At 43.8% G+C, this 17,659-nt stretch carries 15 protein-coding genes; 11 read left to right on the forward strand and 4 right to left on the reverse strand.

Features of this window, described 5'->3' with window-relative positions; translation table 11 throughout:
* Positions 1–73: 73 nt before the first annotated feature.
* Together GQY27_RS05900 and GQY27_RS05905 are read right to left on the reverse strand one after the other, a co-directional pair.
* The gene (locus GQY27_RS05900; RefSeq protein ID WP_160032622.1) at positions 74–1,009 is read right to left on the reverse strand and encodes a dihydroorotate dehydrogenase; all 936 of its coding nucleotides are present in this window, start codon (positions 1,007–1,009) and stop codon (positions 74–76) included.
* On the reverse strand, positions 1,006–1,698 hold the full coding sequence (locus GQY27_RS05905; protein ID WP_160032623.1) for a dihydroorotate dehydrogenase electron transfer subunit: 693 nt from the start codon (positions 1,696–1,698) through the stop codon (positions 1,006–1,008). The genes GQY27_RS05900 and GQY27_RS05905 overlap by 4 nt, the downstream gene beginning before the upstream one ends.
* 246 nt (positions 1,699–1,944) lie before the next feature.
* Here GQY27_RS05905 and uxaC point away from each other — a divergent pair, with 246 nt between their 5' ends.
* The 4 genes from uxaC to GQY27_RS05925 all read left to right on the forward strand — a co-directional run bounded on the left by uxaC (position 1,945) and on the right by GQY27_RS05925 (position 7,757).
* On the forward strand, positions 1,945–3,378 hold the full coding sequence (gene uxaC, locus GQY27_RS05910) for a glucuronate isomerase (protein ID WP_160032624.1): 1,434 nt from the start codon (positions 1,945–1,947) through the stop codon (positions 3,376–3,378).
* Between the two features lie 250 nt (positions 3,379–3,628).
* Positions 3,629–4,186 carry a MarR family winged helix-turn-helix transcriptional regulator gene (locus GQY27_RS05915; protein WP_160032625.1) on the forward strand — a complete coding sequence of 186 codons (558 nt, stop codon included), beginning with the start codon at positions 3,629–3,631 and terminating at the stop codon, positions 4,184–4,186.
* The gene (locus tag GQY27_RS05920) at positions 4,180–5,907 is read left to right on the forward strand and encodes an ABC transporter ATP-binding protein (RefSeq protein ID WP_160032626.1); all 1,728 of its coding nucleotides are present in this window, start codon (positions 4,180–4,182) and stop codon (positions 5,905–5,907) included. The genes GQY27_RS05915 and GQY27_RS05920 overlap by 7 nt, the downstream gene beginning before the upstream one ends.
* Positions 5,904–7,757 carry an ABC transporter ATP-binding protein gene (locus GQY27_RS05925; protein ID WP_160032627.1) on the forward strand — a complete coding sequence of 618 codons (1,854 nt, stop codon included), beginning with the start codon at positions 5,904–5,906 and terminating at the stop codon, positions 7,755–7,757. Before GQY27_RS05920 ends, GQY27_RS05925 begins: the two co-directional genes overlap by 4 nt.
* Positions 7,758–7,849: 92 nt before the next feature.
* Here GQY27_RS05925 and GQY27_RS05930 read toward each other — a convergent pair whose 3' ends face one another.
* Positions 7,850–8,446, reverse strand: a complete 597-nt coding sequence (locus GQY27_RS05930; protein ID WP_160032628.1) for a hypothetical protein — start codon at positions 8,444–8,446, stop codon at positions 7,850–7,852.
* A 193-nt stretch (positions 8,447–8,639) separates the two neighbouring features.
* Here GQY27_RS05930 and GQY27_RS05935 point away from each other — a divergent pair, with 193 nt between their 5' ends.
* A complete protein-coding gene (locus tag GQY27_RS05935) occupies positions 8,640–9,539 on the forward strand; it encodes a diacylglycerol/lipid kinase family protein (protein ID WP_160032629.1) in 900 nt (299 codons plus the stop codon).
* Positions 9,540–9,620: 81 nt separating this feature from the next.
* Here GQY27_RS05935 and GQY27_RS05940 read toward each other — a convergent pair whose 3' ends face one another.
* Positions 9,621–10,235: a TetR/AcrR family transcriptional regulator gene (locus tag GQY27_RS05940; protein ID WP_236570506.1), complete on the reverse strand. Its 615-nt coding sequence runs from the start codon at positions 10,233–10,235 to the stop codon at positions 9,621–9,623.
* Positions 10,236–10,393: 158 nt separating this feature from the next.
* On the opposite strand from GQY27_RS05940, the gene GQY27_RS05945 reads away from it, so the two are divergent.
* The 6 genes from GQY27_RS05945 to GQY27_RS05970 all read left to right on the forward strand — a co-directional run bounded on the left by GQY27_RS05945 (position 10,394) and on the right by GQY27_RS05970 (position 17,477).
* The gene (locus GQY27_RS05945) at positions 10,394–12,625 is read left to right on the forward strand and encodes an MMPL family transporter (RefSeq protein WP_160032630.1); all 2,232 of its coding nucleotides are present in this window, start codon (positions 10,394–10,396) and stop codon (positions 12,623–12,625) included.
* Between the two features lie 190 nt (positions 12,626–12,815).
* A complete protein-coding gene (locus tag GQY27_RS05950) occupies positions 12,816–13,766 on the forward strand; it encodes a nucleoside hydrolase (RefSeq protein ID WP_160032631.1) in 951 nt (316 codons plus the stop codon).
* Positions 13,767–13,805: 39 nt separating this feature from the next.
* Positions 13,806–14,633, forward strand: coding sequence for a hypothetical protein (locus GQY27_RS05955; protein WP_160032632.1), 828 nt, complete (start codon positions 13,806–13,808; stop codon positions 14,631–14,633).
* Positions 14,634–14,650: 17 nt separating this feature from the next.
* Complete coding sequence (locus GQY27_RS05960; RefSeq protein WP_160032633.1) at positions 14,651–15,391, forward strand: HAD family hydrolase; 741 nt, start codon at positions 14,651–14,653, stop codon at positions 15,389–15,391.
* 271 nt (positions 15,392–15,662) lie between these two features.
* Entirely contained in the window at positions 15,663–16,139 is a 477-nt protein-coding gene (locus GQY27_RS05965) for a Dps family protein (protein WP_160032634.1), read from the forward strand.
* Between the two features lie 156 nt (positions 16,140–16,295).
* Complete coding sequence (locus tag GQY27_RS05970) at positions 16,296–17,477, forward strand: nitric oxide synthase oxygenase (protein WP_160032635.1); 1,182 nt, start codon at positions 16,296–16,298, stop codon at positions 17,475–17,477.
* The last annotated feature ends 182 nt before the right edge of the window (positions 17,478–17,659 follow it).

The raw sequence follows: 17,659 nt of genomic DNA on the forward strand, positions 1-17,659 counted from the left end.
GAGGTTGTATATCAAAATAAAACTTATGTTTTGTTTCTAGGTTAGATGACCCCAATTCAATCTATTAAATCAATTAGATGATGCCGCGAATTTCATCAAGCGACTGGACACCTTCTTGTTCCATCCATTCTGTGACACCTTCTATTAGATCTGGGCCTGTACGAAGATTAATAAAATTAGCCGTGCCTACCTGTACGGCATCAGCGCCCGCCATAATAAACTCAATCACATCCTCAGCCGTTGTGATTCCGCCCATCCCCAGAATAGGCAGGGTAACCGCGTGGGCAACTTGATGAACCATACGAAGCGCAATCGGTTTAATCGCAGGGCCAGATAGCCCGGCATAACCATGCTCGAATACACTTTTGCGCTTGCGTATATCGATTTTCATAGCAGAGATGGTATTAATGAGGGAGAGAGCATCTGCTCCTTCGTGCTCGCACATAATTGCCATTTCAGCTAAGTTCTCAGCACCCGGCGACAACTTTACAATAAGAGGCAAGTTTGTCTTGTTTCGCACGGCACGTACAACATGACGAGCTGCATCCGTCTGAATGCCAAAAGCCATTCCGCCTTCTTTTACATTCGGGCAGGAGATATTCAGCTCAATCATATCAATGGAGGATCGGCCGGTCTCTTTGCGGACTCTCTGCTCATGTTCTTGAATAAGCTCTGCGCCGGCTCTATAATCCTCAAGCGTTCCGCCGCCAAGGTTCACAATTCGAACAGTATCTAGTGACTGCCAGTAAGCACATTCTTGTGTAAGAAAAGCATGAATCCCTGGATTCTCAAGGCCGATACTATTCATCATTCCTGCTGCGGTTTCGGCCATACGAGTTCCGTTGTTGCCTTCTTTGGGGTGCAAGGTAAGGCCCTTACCTACAAATCCCCCCAGTTTATTAATATCGTAGAATCCGCTGTATTCCCGTCCAAAACCAAAGGTACCAGAGGCCATGACGATGGGATTCTTAAATGAAATACCTGCAATATTACATGAAAGATTAATCATACGAAAGAAACCTCCTCTGCTCGAAAAACAGGACCGTCCGTACACGTTTTTTTGCGTCCTGTTGTATGATTTGTGCTGCAAGCAAGGCAAGCACCAACTCCGCAAGCCATTTTATTCTCCAGAGAAACATAGACGCTCGCCGTGGTTTGCTCTGCAGCTTGTTTTGCTTGAACTGCTTTCAGCATCCCTTCAGGGCCGCATGTGATGACATGGTCATAATCCGAAAACGACAGGGTGTCCAAAATCGTACCGCCAACATCAACCGTAACAGAGGAAGAGACTTGTTTGAATTCTTCTACAAGATAAGGCTGATCGCTGAAACCAAGATAGACATCTGCATTCTCATACTGTTTTGCTGCGTAATAGAAAGGTGCAATTCCAATTCCGCCGCCGATCAGCGCAATTTTTCCGCTCAGTTCAGGGAAACCATTACCAAAAGGTCCTTCCAGTATCAGGTTGTCGCCTGCGCGGAGCTGATATAGACGGCGGGTTCCCTCGCCAACAACCAGGTATAGAAAACGGATGCTGTGATCCGTACAATCAAAGATACTAATAGGCCTTGGGAGGAGCGGAAAGGTATCCCAGGCTCGAAGCATGTAAAATTGTCCAGGTCTTCCTCCGCGGTCACATTCCACCTCAAGCAGCCCCACTTTTTCATTTAGGTGCATATTAGAAATCACTTTTGCCATTCAAGTTCGCCCCTTTGGTACATTTCGATACACTTTGCATGAAAAATAGAACTTCTTCAATGAGTTAGATCACTTAGCAAGTCCCCTGCCAAATATCCGTGTAAGATAGAGAAAGAAGTTCAATAAAAAAACAAATTGTTAGCGCTGTCAATTTATATTGAATTTTTTGGGAAAACAGTGTAGCTTTAGGTAGTAAGTAAACCGAAATGAACTAAAAGGAACTTATAGGGGAGCGTGAAAGGGTAGATGAAGTCTTTTTTGGATGAGCAGTTTCTGCTCACGAACGACACAGCAATTACGTTGTTTGAGAACTATGCCAAGGATATGCCCATTATCGATTATCACTGTCACTTAAGTCCTAAGGAAATTTACGAGAATAAGACCTTCCGTAATCTAACGGAGGCTTGGCTATATGGAGACCATTACAAATGGCGGCTGCTGCGTGCGAATGGAGTAGAAGAGAAATACATAACCGGCGGTGAAAGTGTCAGCGACTATGACCGGTTTATGGCTTGGTCTAGAACCGTACCACTGGCAATCGGGAACCCGGTTTATGCATGGTCACATCTTGAGCTGCAGAGATATTTTGGTGTGTATGAATTGATTAATGAGAAGAATGCACCCGTAATCTGGGAAAAAGTAAATGCCAAACTGAATGGTGAAGGTTTTGGTGCACGAGACCTCATTACTAAATCCAATGTTACTGTGATTTGTACAACAGATGATCCGGCAGATACACTGGAATATCACCTTTTAATTAAAGAGATTCCGAACTTCGATACCGAAGTGTTACCTTCTTTCCGTCCAGATAAAGGACTGGAGATCAATCGGGATGGTTTCCGTCCCTGGTTAACTCAGCTCGAACAGGTTGCCAAGCGAAAGATCGAAGATTATGATACCTTCCTGCAAGTCATGGAAGACAGGGTAGATTTCTTTCACTCTGTTGGTGGAAGAGTCTCTGATCACGCGCTTGATTATGTTCCTTATGCAGATACAACAAAAGAAGAGGCAGCTGCTATTTTTGAACAAGCTCGATCTGGCGCGAAGGTCAGCTTGAACGATGAGCAGAAATACAAGACTTATACGCTTGTTTTCCTAGGAAAGTTGTATGCGGCTCGGGGCTGGACCATGCAGTTCCATATCAATGCAGCGCGAAATAACAATACGAGAATGTTCCATCTGCTTGGACCGGATACGGGTTATGACTCAATCAATGACAGCCTGATTGCAGGTCCGCTAGTTAATCTCCTTGATTCGCTTGCAAGCGAAGATGCACTGCCAAGAACCATCCTCTATTCACTTAATTCACGGGATAATGAGGTGCTGGCTGCAATAACGGGAAGTTTTCAAGGGGACGGAATTCCAGGCAAGATCCAGCTCGGATCTGCATGGTGGTTTAATGATACCAAAGACGGAATGCTTGCTCAGATGAAAGCACTCGCGAATGCGGGACTTATCAGCCGATTTGTTGGAATGCTCACGGATTCAAGAAGTTTTCTTTCCTATCCAAGGCATGAATATTTCCGCAGATTAGTGTGTAATCTCTTTGGAGAATGGGTAGAACAAGGAGAAGTTCCCCACGACATTGAGCTGCTTGGAAATATCGTGCAAGATATTTCATATCGAAATGCGAGGCAGTATTTTGAATTCAGTTCCCAGGTGTCTACAGTTAGGGAGTAGCAGAGGTATGAGGAAAGCGGTGGCGACTATGCCATCGCTTTTCTTATGTATCCTAGAGCTCTAGAACAGCTTTATAAAAACAAGCAGGAAGGGGAATTTTATTCTGTAATGAACATCAGTTGACATTCATGATTTCGGGGAATATAATTTGCTTGCTTGAAGTTAATTAGGTTACCTAACAATCTAAGGTTACAATTAATTTTAGAAGGGATGAAAAGGTAATTCGGCTTTAGAGGAGGGGTTTACAAAAATGAATGAAGATACAACCGTACAAAGTTTGCTTTATACGTTTATGAAGTTTAATCGGGGGATATGGAAACAACGAAAAACGGAAGGACGTAATCCCAGCGAAATCATGCTTTTAACAGCGCTAATTAGAGGTACGGAGACCGAGCGCGATCCTGCCTCCGTTGTATGTAAGATTAGCGAATATATGGAGAATGGACCCACAACGAAGGAGCAGATTGAAGGGATGAAGGCTTCAGAAATCAGTAACCTTCTTCGTGTGAAATCTCCTACGATTACACCAGTAATCAGGACTCTGGAAGAAGCAGGTTTAGTGGAGCGAAAAGTAGATCCAAATGATCGGAGAGTCGTCCGCATCAAGATTACCGAAGCAGGACAACAGGTAGTTAGAGAAGTTCACAGAGAAATGATGACTACAATGCAAGGTCTTGTAGAGTACCTTGGAGAAGAGGATACGAAACAGCTCACCCTGCTCCTAAACCGAGTTCATGAGTACCATGACATGGTTCGGAAAGAGAAGGAAGAACGAAGAAGAAAAGAAGGAAGTGAGAATTTATGCTGAAACTTTTAAGGATGCTAAAGGTTTATAAACTTCCTGTGATCCTTGTCATTATCTTCGTATTTTTACAAGCGATGTCTGATCTATACTTACCCACACTCATGTCAGATATTGTGAATAACGGCATACCCACCAGAGATGTACCTTATATCTGGAGTGTAGGAAGATTAATGCTGTTTATTGCGCTGCTCGGAGCGCTATGTTCGATCCTGGTCAGCTTCCTTGCTTCTCAAGTATCTGGGAAGTTTGCGCGTGACTTACGCAGCCGAGTATTTAGACATGTGGAAAATTTCTCACTGCAGGAATTTGACCAAATTGGTACAGCTTCACTCATCACACGTACAACGAATGATATTACCCAAGTGCAAAATGTACTGCTTATGATGATGAGAATGATGATTAGTGCTCCGCTCATGTTTATCGGGGGACTTGTCATGGCGATTTCACAAGATGCCAAGCTTTCACTGGTTCTTGTAGTATCTCTGCCGATCTTGGCAGGAACGGTAGCACTAATTGCCTTTAAAGGGCTGCCTTTATTTAAAGCCATTCAGAAAAAATTAGACCGATTGAATCTGGTACTGCGTGAACAGCTGACCGGTATTCGGGTTATTCGTTCTTTTAACCGAGGGCAATTCGAGAAAAAACGGTTCAAAGAAGCAAATCAGGATTTAACGCAAACAGCAATTCGAGTAAATAAAATTATGGCTTTTATGATGCCGTCCATGATGCTCATCATGAACTTTACCATCATTGCGATCATCGGATTTGGCGGTCTTCGTATTGATACCGGAGATATGCAGGTCGGTAATATGATGGCATTTATTCAGTATGCAATGCAGATTATGTTTTCATTGATTATGGTCTCCGTGATCTTCGTGATGCTCCCAAGAGCATCGGCTTCTGCTGTCCGAATTAACGAAGTGCTGGAGATGAAACCGGAACTAAAAAATCCAGATACACCTGCAAAACCGAACAAGCTTTATGGAACACTAGAGTTTGATAATGTCTCTTTCAAATATCCAGGTGCTGAAGAATATGCTCTTGAAGGGATCAGTTTTACCGCGAAACCGGGCGAGACAACGGCCATTATCGGTGGTACCGGATCAGGTAAAACAACACTTCTTAGTCTCATTCCTCGCTTCTATGAAGTGACAGAGGGCAGTGTGAAGGTGAATGGCGTAGATGTGAGACAGATGACACAGGATGATCTGCGGTCAAAAATTGGCTATGTACCACAGAAGGCAATCTTGTTCACGGGAAGTATTGCAGACAATCTTCGCTATGGTAAGGAAGACGCGACCCAGGAAGAAATCGAGCATGCGGCTTCGGTAGCACAGGCTTCTGATTTTATCAGCGAAATGGAACATGGGTACGAAAGCGTCATCGCGCAAGGCGGGAATAACGTATCTGGAGGCCAGAAACAGCGCTTATCCATCGCAAGAGCCTTGGTGCGCAGACCTGAAATTTATGTGTTTGACGATAGTTTCTCTGCGCTTGATTTTAAAACGGACAGCCGTTTGAGAGCTGCTTTGAAAGAGGAAACTTCAAACTCAACGGTCATTCTTGTTGCCCAGCGCGTGAGTACAGTACGAGATGCAGACCGCATCCTTGTTATGGATGAAGGAAGAATTGTGGGCAGCGGTACTCACAGCGAACTGCTGGCTAATAACGAAGTCTACCGTGAAATTGTATCCTCACAGTTATCAGAGGAGGAGATCGCATGAGTAAGAAACATACACCGCCGCCTGCAGGACCAGGGCATCCCGGCGGACATCCAGGAAGAGGTCCTGTAGAGAAGGCAAAAGATTTTAAAGGAACCATGAAACGGCTTGTGAAATATCTGAAGCCAGAAAGTAATATGCTAATACTCGTCTTTATTATGGCGATTCTGAGCACCGTTTTTACCATTGTTGCACCGAAGATTATGGCACGTGCTACAAACATTTTAGCTGCCCCTGGTCTTGCTAAATTGTATGGACAGCCGGTAGTACCGATAGACTTTACGGCTATCTACCGTATCTTGATGCTACTGGGCGGACTCTATCTGCTAAGTTCTCTATTCAGCTATGCTCAGCAATATCTAATGTCTGGTGTAGCACAGCGAATTGTATACAAGATGAGAGAGCAGATCAACGAAAAGCTGTCACGTTTGCCGCTTAAATATTTTGACGGACGCACTCATGGAGAAACCCTCAGCCGTGCGACGAATGACGTGGATAACATTAGTAACACCTTGCAGCAAAGCATAACGCAGTTCATCACCTCGCTTGTGACCGTTATCGGGGTTATCGTAATGATGCTGACAATCAGTCCGTGGATGACACTCATTACGTTTCTGACATTGCCGCTTAGTATCATTGTCGTAACGATGATTGCCAAGCGTTCTCAAGGGTATTTTGTGGGTCAGCAGAAAAAACTAGGCGAACTGAATGGGCATGTGGAAGAGATGTACACTGGTCATAATGTAGTCAAAGCTTTTGGACGTGAAGAAAGATCGATTCATGATTTTGATGAAATTAATGAGAAGCTGTACCATACGGGTTGGAAGGCTCAGTTTATCTCTGGACTCATCATGCCGCTGATGCAGTTTATTGGAAATCTAGGATATGTATTGATTTGTATCGTAGGCGGAGTTTTAGTCACCAAAGAGAGAATTTTAGTGGGAGACATTCTTGCTTTTATCCAGTATTCTCGTCAGTTCACTCAGCCGATTACGCAGCTGGCCAATATCGCGAACGTCATTCAATCTACTGTAGCTTCAGCCGAGCGTGTCTTTGAACTGCTGGATGAAGAAGAAGAAGTAAAAGAAGCTGGAAGTAACGCAGCACAGGAAGAGGTTCAAGGCGCAGTTACCTTTGAACATGTGAAATTTGGATATGAAGGCGGACAGACCCTTATTTCAGATATGAATCTGGATGTGTTGCCTGGACAAACGGTAGCCATCGTCGGCCCTACGGGTGCTGGTAAAACGACACTGATCAATCTTCTGATGCGCTTCTATGAGATTCAGGGCGGAGAAATCCGAATTGACGGGGTTAATATTACCGATATGCCGCGTGGTGCACTCCGTGAAATGTTCGGTATGGTTCTGCAAGATACCTGGCTGTTCAATGGTACAATTCGTGACAATATTGCCTACGGAAGAGAAGGAGCAACCGAAGCAGAGATTCGGCAGGCTGCCATTGCTGCCCGGGCGGATCATTTCATTCGTACGCTGCCGGATGGTTATGACACCGTGCTGAATGAAGAAGCCTCGAATATATCGCAAGGTCAGAAGCAGCTTCTTACCATTGCTCGTGCGATCCTCGCAGATCCATCGATTCTGATCTTGGATGAAGCAACAAGTTCAGTAGATACGAGAACCGAAATTGCGATCCAACAAGCGATGAACGAACTGATGAAAGATCGGACCAGCTTTGTTATTGCTCACCGGTTGTCCACCATTCGTGATGCCGATGTGATTCTCGTCATGAATCATGGGGATGTAATTGAAAAGGGAACGCATGTAGAATTACTTGCACAAGGCGGATTCTACGCTGATCTGTATAACAGTCAGTTCTCCGAAGCGGGTTAAAATAACAAAAAAACACCGATCTCTTTACGGCAGATGAGCTTCTGTCTCTAAAAGAGAATCGGTGTTTTTTTATCTATTCTTGCTGAACACAGTTATTCCTTAGGTGCCGTATGTTCCCTATCAGCTGCTTCATTCTCAGATTCAGCTTTACTGTCGATAGGAACGGATTCCGTTATTCTGCTGAGGATTTCAGAATCTTCCGGGAGTTGGGTCTCTTTCGCTCGGCGTTCTTCCAAGAGCTTTAATGCAACCTTGTAACAGTCTTCTACATGTTTGTTGCCGACATAACGCATTGCCGAGAAACTGAGTACCGCAGATAAGGCTTGACCTGCAAAAGGAACAAATCGTGTCGCTTGTTTCGCTGCCATTCGCACACCAACTTTTTGGAGTAGCTTAATGACTACTTCTCGGGTAACGAGTCTTCCGATAACAGCGCTACCCATCGATAGAACGAGTCCATAAAAGGCAGCTTTGGTTTCTGCATCCATACCATCTACATCTTCTTTAGCTAAACCGAATTTCTCATTAATAGCGGGAAGCAGCTGCATTAAAATCCCTACGTCGGCGACAACATCGGTTCCCGGGATCGGAATCAGTGAAGTGCTTCCAGAGGCGAATGCCCGTGTCTTTACCATGGACCGACATTTTGTTCTGATTTCTTCCAGTTCTTTATGTGTTGCAGGAATCATAGAAATTGCCTCCTTGGTTATAAAGATGTAATTTTTAAAGTTATTACCCTGAACCAAGGTGATACATAACACCTCTAAATAATAAGATATGGAATAAGTTAGTTTAAAATGATTTGTGTAACGGTTAACAGTCTGTCTACAGCGGGTAAAGAAAGGGTAATAAGCATCATAAGAGGAGTAGGAGGGCTCGGTTATGAAGATCACAAAAGCGCTGCTTATACATAATGACGCAGCAGGATCTGCTGCAGGAGGTTTGGTTAGTTCTGCCGTAGCTGTGCTGGCACCTGCCATTAAGGAACTGGATATCATTCAGACTTCAGGTCCTGGGGACGGAGAGAAGATATGTCTTGAACGCGGCAGTGAGGTAGATGCGGTATTTATTTTAGGCGGGGACGGAACAGTCCATGAGTGCATCAATGGGTTAACACAGCTGATTCATCCGCCGGTCGTGGGAGTTCTGCCAGGCGGAACATGTAATGATTTTGTAAGATCACTCGGAATGCCGGTGGACGTTACGCAGTCTGCACGTATGATGCTTGAAGGAAGAACCATCGATATCGATCTGGGATATGCGAACGGGCGTGTATTTACGAACTTTTTTGGAGTAGGCCTCATTACGGAAACATCGGAAAATATCGATCCAAACTTAAAAGGTTCACTCGGCAAGCTAAGTTATTTTATTAGTACACTGCAAACGATCCGCTCAGCAGTGCCCTTTGCTTTTGAGATGGAAGCTGATGGCAAGCTGATTCAAGATGAAGCAGTGATGATTTATATCGCAAACGGCCGATCGCTTGGATCGAGTGCCCTTCCTTTTGCCCAAGACGCACTGATAGATGGCCAATTTGATATTTTAATCATTCGCCAGACAGGATTGCCGCTGCTAAGGGAATTATTAGCTCGTAAACCAGAAGGAGAGTGGCAGCCGAAGAATGACAGTATTCTCTATTACAAAGCCCGTAATATCAAGCTCAGGACCGATGAAAAGAAACAGGCTGATACAGATGGTGAGGTGTACCTTAGTACCCCTGTGCAAATTTCCGTTCTTGATCATAAACTGACTTTTTTAGTGGGCGGTCCAGATGCCATTTAGAGAGGCAGCAAGGCTTATATCAATAAATTAAAAAAAGCCCTCACGGGCCTTTCTTAATTCTTAATAAATAGACCGTTTTCCTTACGAACCCGCACCTTGCCAGAATAACTCAACTAGTTCTTCTGCAAGCTCTCTGGGACTTGCATATTTACTCGTAATATCCTCACGATTACCCAGCATGAGCAGGGCGGAGAAAGCCTGGGCAAGTAGAAGGGGATTTTTCTGTTTGATAACTCCAGATTGGAATTCATGCTCAAAATGATCCGCTAAAAGCTTATGAATGGCACGCTCGCCATCTCTAATTTCTTGGATCTGTTCTTTGCTGAGAAAAGCTTCTGCTTCGCGAAGGATCGTTTCCATTTCCGCATGAGGTGTAGCAATTTTGGCTTCCGCAATATAGAGAAGGCCTTCTTTCAAAGTATCTGCTTTCATCAAACACTTGTGTGTTTGTTCGTAACCGCGCCGCAGCATACTAGTGACAGCGATCTTGAACAGTTCTGGCTTACTCGTGAAGTGATAGTATATGGAGGCCTTTGTAACATTACATAGCTTTGCAATCTGCTGCAGAGATACGGGTTCATAACCATTCTCCATAAACAGCCTGGAGGCTGTTCCTAGGATCACATCATAGGTGGACACTTCATCCGAAGTTTGTTTAGGACGTCCGGGTGAACGAGGTGGTTGTTTAGTCATCATGATTCCTCCTGATGAGCAGTATAAGTGAATCCACCGCCAATTTCAAAAATAGTTGTTGATAATTAACCTACCGGTATATATAATTACTTCTAGATTGTATTATGACCTGCGGTTCATTTCAATAAAAACATGAAAAAAAGAAGGATGTGACTGGAACAATGCAAGAAAAAGAACCCGGTGGATATGGTAAATGGGTCGCTGGTAAAAAAACAAAATGGATCACGGTTTTAGTGTGGGTCATCTTGGCCGTTGTTTTAAACCTTATATGGCCTGCTGTTGGTGAACAGGAAAATAACAATGCAGCCAATTTGAAAGAAAATGAACCTTCTGTTATTGCGCAAATGGTAGCAGATCGTGAGTTTCCGAGTGATTCAGGCATACCTGCTCTAATTGTTATCCATAAAGAGTCAGGCCTTGCCACTGAAGATCTGACAAAGCTACAGGAACTAACTCTTCAGCTAGAGGAGAAGCCTGTTCCTCATCAAACAGCAGTGATTCCTCTACATAAGTTACCGCCGCCAGCGCTGTCGGCACAGTTGTCTGAAGATGGAAGCACACTGGTGCTGCCTGTGTTTTTTGAAGTCGAAGCGGATGCCGAAGAACTAGGTCAAGGTCTTGATGGAATCAAGTCCAGCATGACTTCTTTATTTGGAACGAATCCATTTGATGCCGACATAGATAGTGGAGATGAGCTTAGTGCTCGTGTAACAGGTCCTGTCGGTATCTCGGTAGATGCGACCGGATTGTTTGAGAATGCGGACGTATCCCTTCTTATCGGCACCGTGATGCTTGTACTGATTTTCTTGCTTCTTATTTACCGCTCGCCGCTGCTTGCTGTGATTCCAATAATTGCAGTTGGCTTTGCATACATTGTGACGAGTCCGATCTTAGGATTTATGGCAAAACAAGGAATTATTACTGTTGATTCACAGTCCATTTCCATCATGACGGTTCTGCTGTTTGGCGCAGGAACGGATTACTGTCTATTTATTATTTCTAAATTCCGTCAGATTTTATGGAATGAAGCAGATAAACGTAAAGCGTTGTTCCAAGCGATAACAAGTTCTTCGGGCGCAATTGCAATGAGTGGATTTACGGTGGTTATCTCACTCTTTGCTCTTCTGCTAGCTGAATATGGTGCTTACGAGCGCTTTGCAGTTCCATTTAGTTTGTCCATTCTTATTATGTTTATTGCGAGTCTCACGTTGGTTCCCGCATTTTTGGCTATCTTCGGCCGTGCATCCTTCTATCCGTTTGTACCAAGAACAGCAGAGATGCAGGCTGAACGTGCTCGTAAAAAAGGGAAGCCGGTACCGGCTCCACGTAAGAAAAAAGAAAGTTGGATTGGCAATGTGGTGACAAAACGTCCTTGGACTGTCATCGTGTCGACCATTGTGGTGCTTGGGATATTAGCTTCCTTTTCACCTCAGATTAAATACACCTATGATCTATTGTCTTCTTTCCCGGAAGATGTTCCCTCAAGAGAAGGATTTACACTCATTGGGGAACAATTCACGGAAGGAGAGCTTGCCCCTGTGCAGCTGATGCTGGATACGGAAGGTAAAGATACAGATGTGAAATCGCGTCTGGAAGCACTAGATTATGTAGGAGTCGTTTCTGAACCTGAAGAAGGATCTGTAAATAGCGACATTCTCGCTTACCAAGTCGAACTGAGTATGAATCCATATTCCATCGAAGCAATGCAGCATATTCCTGATCTTCGTTCTGAAGCAGAATCTGCTCTTGAGAGTGCAGGTGTGGCTGCACCCGGTGATAAAGTATGGATTAGCGGTCAAACAGCTGAACAATATGATACGGAACTCGCCGGAGAACATGACGCAAGACTCATTATTCCGGTCGTGGTGGGTCTAATCAGCTTGCTGCTGTTAATTTATCTTCGTTCTCTGGTGGCGATGGTATATTTGGTTGCTACCGTAATCTTGTCGTATTTCTCGGCACTTGGTCTTGGTTGGCTCGTTATTCATTACGGACTCGGTGCGGATGCAATTCAAGGCGCAATTCCGCTTTACTCCTTTGTGTTCCTAGTAGCATTAGGGGAAGATTATAATATCTTTATGATCTCGAGCATTTGGCAAAAGAGTAAAACGATGCCGCTGAAACAAGCGATTAAAGAAGGGGTAGGAGAGACCAGTTCTGTCATTACCTCCGCTGGACTCATCCTTGCCGGTACCTTTGCCGTTCTTGCTACTTTACCAATTCAGGTACTTGTTCAGTTTGGTATTATTACAGCGATTGGAGTATTGCTTGATACGTTTATTGTGAGACCTTTCCTTGTACCTTCAATTACGATGGTGCTTGGAGAAGTTGCTTTTTGGCCAGGTAAAAGGAAAGTTGCTGCTAAAGAAGAACAAGTTCAAACCTTTCACTAATATCGGAAAATAACAAATTAAAGGGGTGTGTTAGCAGATATTGAATTTGCTGACACGCCTCTTTTTTCTATCTTCCCTTGATTTTCAGAGGAAGAATGGTTGCATTTGCACTTTGTAAAGACTTAAGATGAGAACATATGAGGTAAGGTTTCACACCAATAGATAAGACTAGCAGGGGGATTTTTCAAACATGACGAAGAGAAAAGTGTATTTTAATCATGACGGCGGGGTAGATGACCTTGTATCACTGTTTATGCTTCTGCAGATGGATGATGTGGAAGTGACAGGAGTGTCTATTATTCCTGCTGATGGTTATTTGGAACCAGCTACGGATGCAAGTCGTAAAATTATTGATCGTTTCAGCACATATCAGGTTGAAGTATCGAAATCCAATTCACGTGGTAAAAATCCGTTTCCAAGCGATTGGCGCATCCATTCTTTTTATGTTGATGCACTTCCTATATTGAATGAATCCGGAACAATGGAAGCTCCATTGTCTGAATTACCTGCACATAAGCACCTTATTGAGACCCTACGCAAGACGGAAGAAAAAACAATTCTCGTATTCACTGGCCCCCTTACAGACTTATCTCGCGCTCTGGAAGAGGCACCGGAGATTGAAGAGAAGATTGAGAAGCTGGTATGGATGGGAGGAACCTTTGAAAAAGGGAATGTCCAGGAACCAGAGCACGATGGAACGGCAGAATGGAATGTATATTGGGACCCAGAAGCAGCTTATCAAGTTTGGCAGACAGGGATTGAGATTGACCTTGTTGCGCTTGAAAGTACGAATAAAGTACCGCTCACGCCGGCAGTTCGTAATCGCTGGGCGAAAGAGCGCTGCTATGAAGGTGTAGACTTCCTTGGTAACTGTTATTCGGGAGTACCTCCGCTTGTATACAGTGAGACCAATTCAACCTATTATTTGTGGGATGTACTTACCACAGCCGCGCTGGGACGAGAAGAACTTGTAAAGCGCAAAGTGGTGAAGTGCAGCGTGATTCCAGATGGGCCAAGTCAGGGGCGCACCGTTATAGATCCAGCTGGAAAACCAGTTAATCTAGTCTATGATACCGACCCGGATGCATTTTTCTCCTATCTCACAGAGTTAGCTAAAAAAGCAGCACCAAAAAGATATTAAGCTTCATCTATAGAAGCAAAGGTTGACATGGAATAACCTTTGCAATATCAACCACTGCCGTTCATTCAAGTTGCTGCTGAGCGCTTAGAAGAAGGGCAGTGGTTTGTTTGTATAGTAAGGCTAGGCGAGGAAGAAGGGAATTTACAGATGAATGATAAACTCGTCCTATGTATTCCAGGACAGTGGAAAGAGGAAGACAAACTAATACGAAAACTGACAAGAAAAAGCAGCGGGGAATATTCTCTTACTGGCGGTCTCTTGCTCGATACGAAGCGAAACCGTGCTTTTGAAATAAGGATTGAGGAGCAGGATCCAAGACTCGCGGAAGCTTTTTATTTATCCTCTAAAGGTGATTTCTCAGACAAGACGATGCAAAAGGTAGAAAAGCATACAAAGGTCATTTATCTGTCTGGCTATATGGGTTCCGTCGAAGCGGTCCAGCGAATGATTGCTCCTGTACAGATGCTGCTGGCATGCGGGGGAGTTGCTGTCAAAATCGAGAATTGTGATAAAGCATTTACTCCGGAAGAGTGGAATATGATCGGGGAAGAAGCGCGGCTTGATCAATTGCTTAATACGATGATCAGTTATATGCAGGATGAACATTATTTTTACTCCTGCGGGATGCAGATGTTTGGTTTGCCTGATGTAGCTCTGAGCAAAGAAACAGATCCGGATGCCTCCTTGCAGGTTATGTCCCAGTTTTTGTACCTTATGATGAATGCAAGGGAAGGAACGAAAGATAAATTAAATGAGTTCAAATTGTATGGGACCACGTATCAATATCATCATCAGGAAAGTTTCTTTCAAGAAGAGAGTTCTCATATAACCAATCCGTACGGCATTTATGTGTTAACTGAGATGTAGGAAGAGGAGGCAATCTTTTGGCTGATAGCGTACAAAAAGCAGTGTTCTTTGATGTCGATGACACACTCTATGATCATTTATTACCACTTCGCTCTGCCTTGCAGGAGGCTGTAGGTTTAGCGGTTGATATGCCATATGAAGATATTTATTACCGGTTCCGTTATTATAGCGATTTGTTATCAGAAGAGAAGAATTTATCTGCTGTACCTGAAAAAGAGGCGTTAGCTGATATGCGCAGACGCCGCTTTATGCTGGCTTTAGCAGAATTCGGGGTCTTCCTCAATGAAAAAGAAGCGGAAGCTGCTCAGACAGCTTATGTAAATAGACAGTTTCAGATTCAGCCTTTCCACGGTGCTATGGAACTGATTGAGACACTGACTCATTCAGGAATAAAGGTGGGTCTAATTACGAATGGACCAGCAAAGCATCAACAGAAGAAGCTGAAAGCACTGCAAGTGCATAGGTACATTCCGGAGGATATGATCTTTGTATCCGGTGGAGTTGGTTATGCCAAACCTGATGTTAGACTGTTTGAACATGTAAATACGATCACAAAGACTTCTCCTGAGCACAGTTACTACATTGGTGATTCATGGCGAAATGATGTGGTAGGGGCGATCAAAGCAGGCTGGACCGTACTTTGGTACAATCACCGGAACGCGGAAGCCGAATCGGACCATCGTCCGCATTTTATAGTTCATAATTATGAGGAAATTAAAGATAGCTTGCTTTCGATAGCGGGACTGCAAAAGGTGTAAAAGTAAGACATGGAAGAGCGATCACAATGACTTTTTGATCGTTCTTCCATGTTTTTTTATATCCAGATGGGGCATTCTAACCTTGCAATAGAAGCCTCTGTTGTTACGTTTCATCAAATCTTCATCTATTAAATGTGGAGGTAAGTTTCCCTTTTTCGAAAACCATGCTATAATAATATTAGGATTTAGATTAAGTCTAAATTAAAAGTCTATGATAAGTATCACTAAATCAACATTCACTTCCATTTTCAAATAAAAAGGAGATCTAACTATGACAACTCAAACCAATCAAACCAACCAATCACAAGGTGTACAAAAACTGCATGATGCATTAAATCGACAAATCGCTGGATGGTCTGTGCTATACACAAAACTTCATAACTTCCACTGGTATGTAAAAGGAACTCACTTCTTCACCCTGCATGAGAAATTTGAAGAATTCTATAATGAAGTAACAGGACATATGGATGTTGTAGCAGAACGCTTGCTTGCTATTGGAGGTTCTCCGGTTGCTACACTGAAAGAACATCTGAATCTTTCTCCAATTCAAGAAGTAGAGGGCAGCAAAACAGCAGAACAAATGGTTCAAGCTTTGGTTGAAGACTTTACTACCATGGTTGAAGTGCTCGAAGAAGGTAAAGAAGCAGCCGAAGAAATGGGTGATGACAGCACAGCTGATCTTATGATTGGCAACCAAGAAACGCTGCAAAAACATATTTGGATGCTTAATGCTTTTCTTGGCAAATAAGTAGCTGAACTCACGATTGGTGAATATAAAGTGAACATATGACCCATATGATGGTTTTGTAAGCAGTCGAACCGTATAATGGAAATATTCCATTCGTTCTCCTGAGTTTAGGACGAGTTCTCTGGTATGACGCGTTATTATGAGGAGATTATCGGTATGACAAATACACATGATATGTGGAAAGAAGTAAGCACATTTATATACACTTGTTATGAGGAGCTGGGTCTTCGCCGTGAAGCGGCAGAAGCCCGGCTTCTTGACATTCAGCGGGAAATAGAAGATTCGGGTACGTATAGACATACCCAGCAGGAGCTTGAGTATGGGATTAAGTTAGCATGGCGTAACAGTAATCGCTGTATAGGACGATTATCATGGCAATCCATACGGCTTGTAGATGCGAGAGAGGCAGGGAGTGCAGAACAGGTAGCGGAGTGTTTATTTCAGCATATCCGTACAGCTACCAATCATGGAAAAGTGATTCCACTGCTTACTCTTTTTGCTCCAAGTACACCAGAAGGAGCCGATCCAGTCCGCATCTGGAACCATCAGCTCATTCGTTATGCTGGTTATGAAACGAGCAGCGGTATAGTGGGGGATCCGGCTTCCGTCGTCTTCACCAAAGAAGCAATGAAACTCGGCTGGCAAGGCAATGGCACAGATTACGATGTGCTTCCGCTCGTCATAGAAATAGCAGGCCATAAGCCTGTGTATGTACCAATACCGAAGGATCTCATTATGGAAGTGGACATAGAGCATCCTGATTATCCTGAGATGAAGTCGCTTGGACTAAGATGGTATGCGGTACCTATGATCTCCGATATGAGGCTAGAGATCGGGGGAATTCAGTATCCGGCAGCCCCTTTTAATGGATGGTATATGGGAACGGAGATCGGAGCAAGAAATTTAGCGGACCCTTTCCGTTATAATAAGCTTCCCGCTATGGCAAAGGTTATGGGGCTGGATACAACAAGTGAAGCAAGCCTTTGGCGGGATAAGGCACTCGTGGAACTGAATATCGCGGTACTTCACTCCTTCCGGATGAGTGGCGTCAGCATCGTGGACCATCATACGGCTGCCAATCAGCTGGCAAAGTTTGAAGAGAGAGAAGCAGAGGCCGGCAGAGAAGTGACCGGGAATTGGACCTGGCTTATTCCGCCGCTGTCACCGGCGACGACACATATTTTTCATAAGTCCTATTCGAATCAAGTGAGAAAGCCCAATTTCTTTCATCAACCAGCACCTTACACGAAAAATCAGGATGACAACCTTTCGGAAAAAAGGTCCAGTCAGAAGGAAGAAGCAAATTCTGCTATCGCAAAGTGTCCTTTTCATGGATAAAATATTTTGTTTTTTGGTAAATTCATAGAATCGTAGGCTAAGTGATTACGAAATGGTACAATATATAGAGCAGGGACCAGAGCATCTCAGAGGTCAATAAAACCTTAGGAGATGCTTTTTTGCGGAAGTAACGACAAATTTGAAGTTTATAGACACGGCTTTTATTCCGTTTATTGGGCGAT

Source organism: Paenibacillus sp. An7 (assembly GCF_009870785.1).
Taxonomy (GTDB): Bacteria; Bacillota; Bacilli; order Paenibacillales; family Paenibacillaceae; genus Paenibacillus.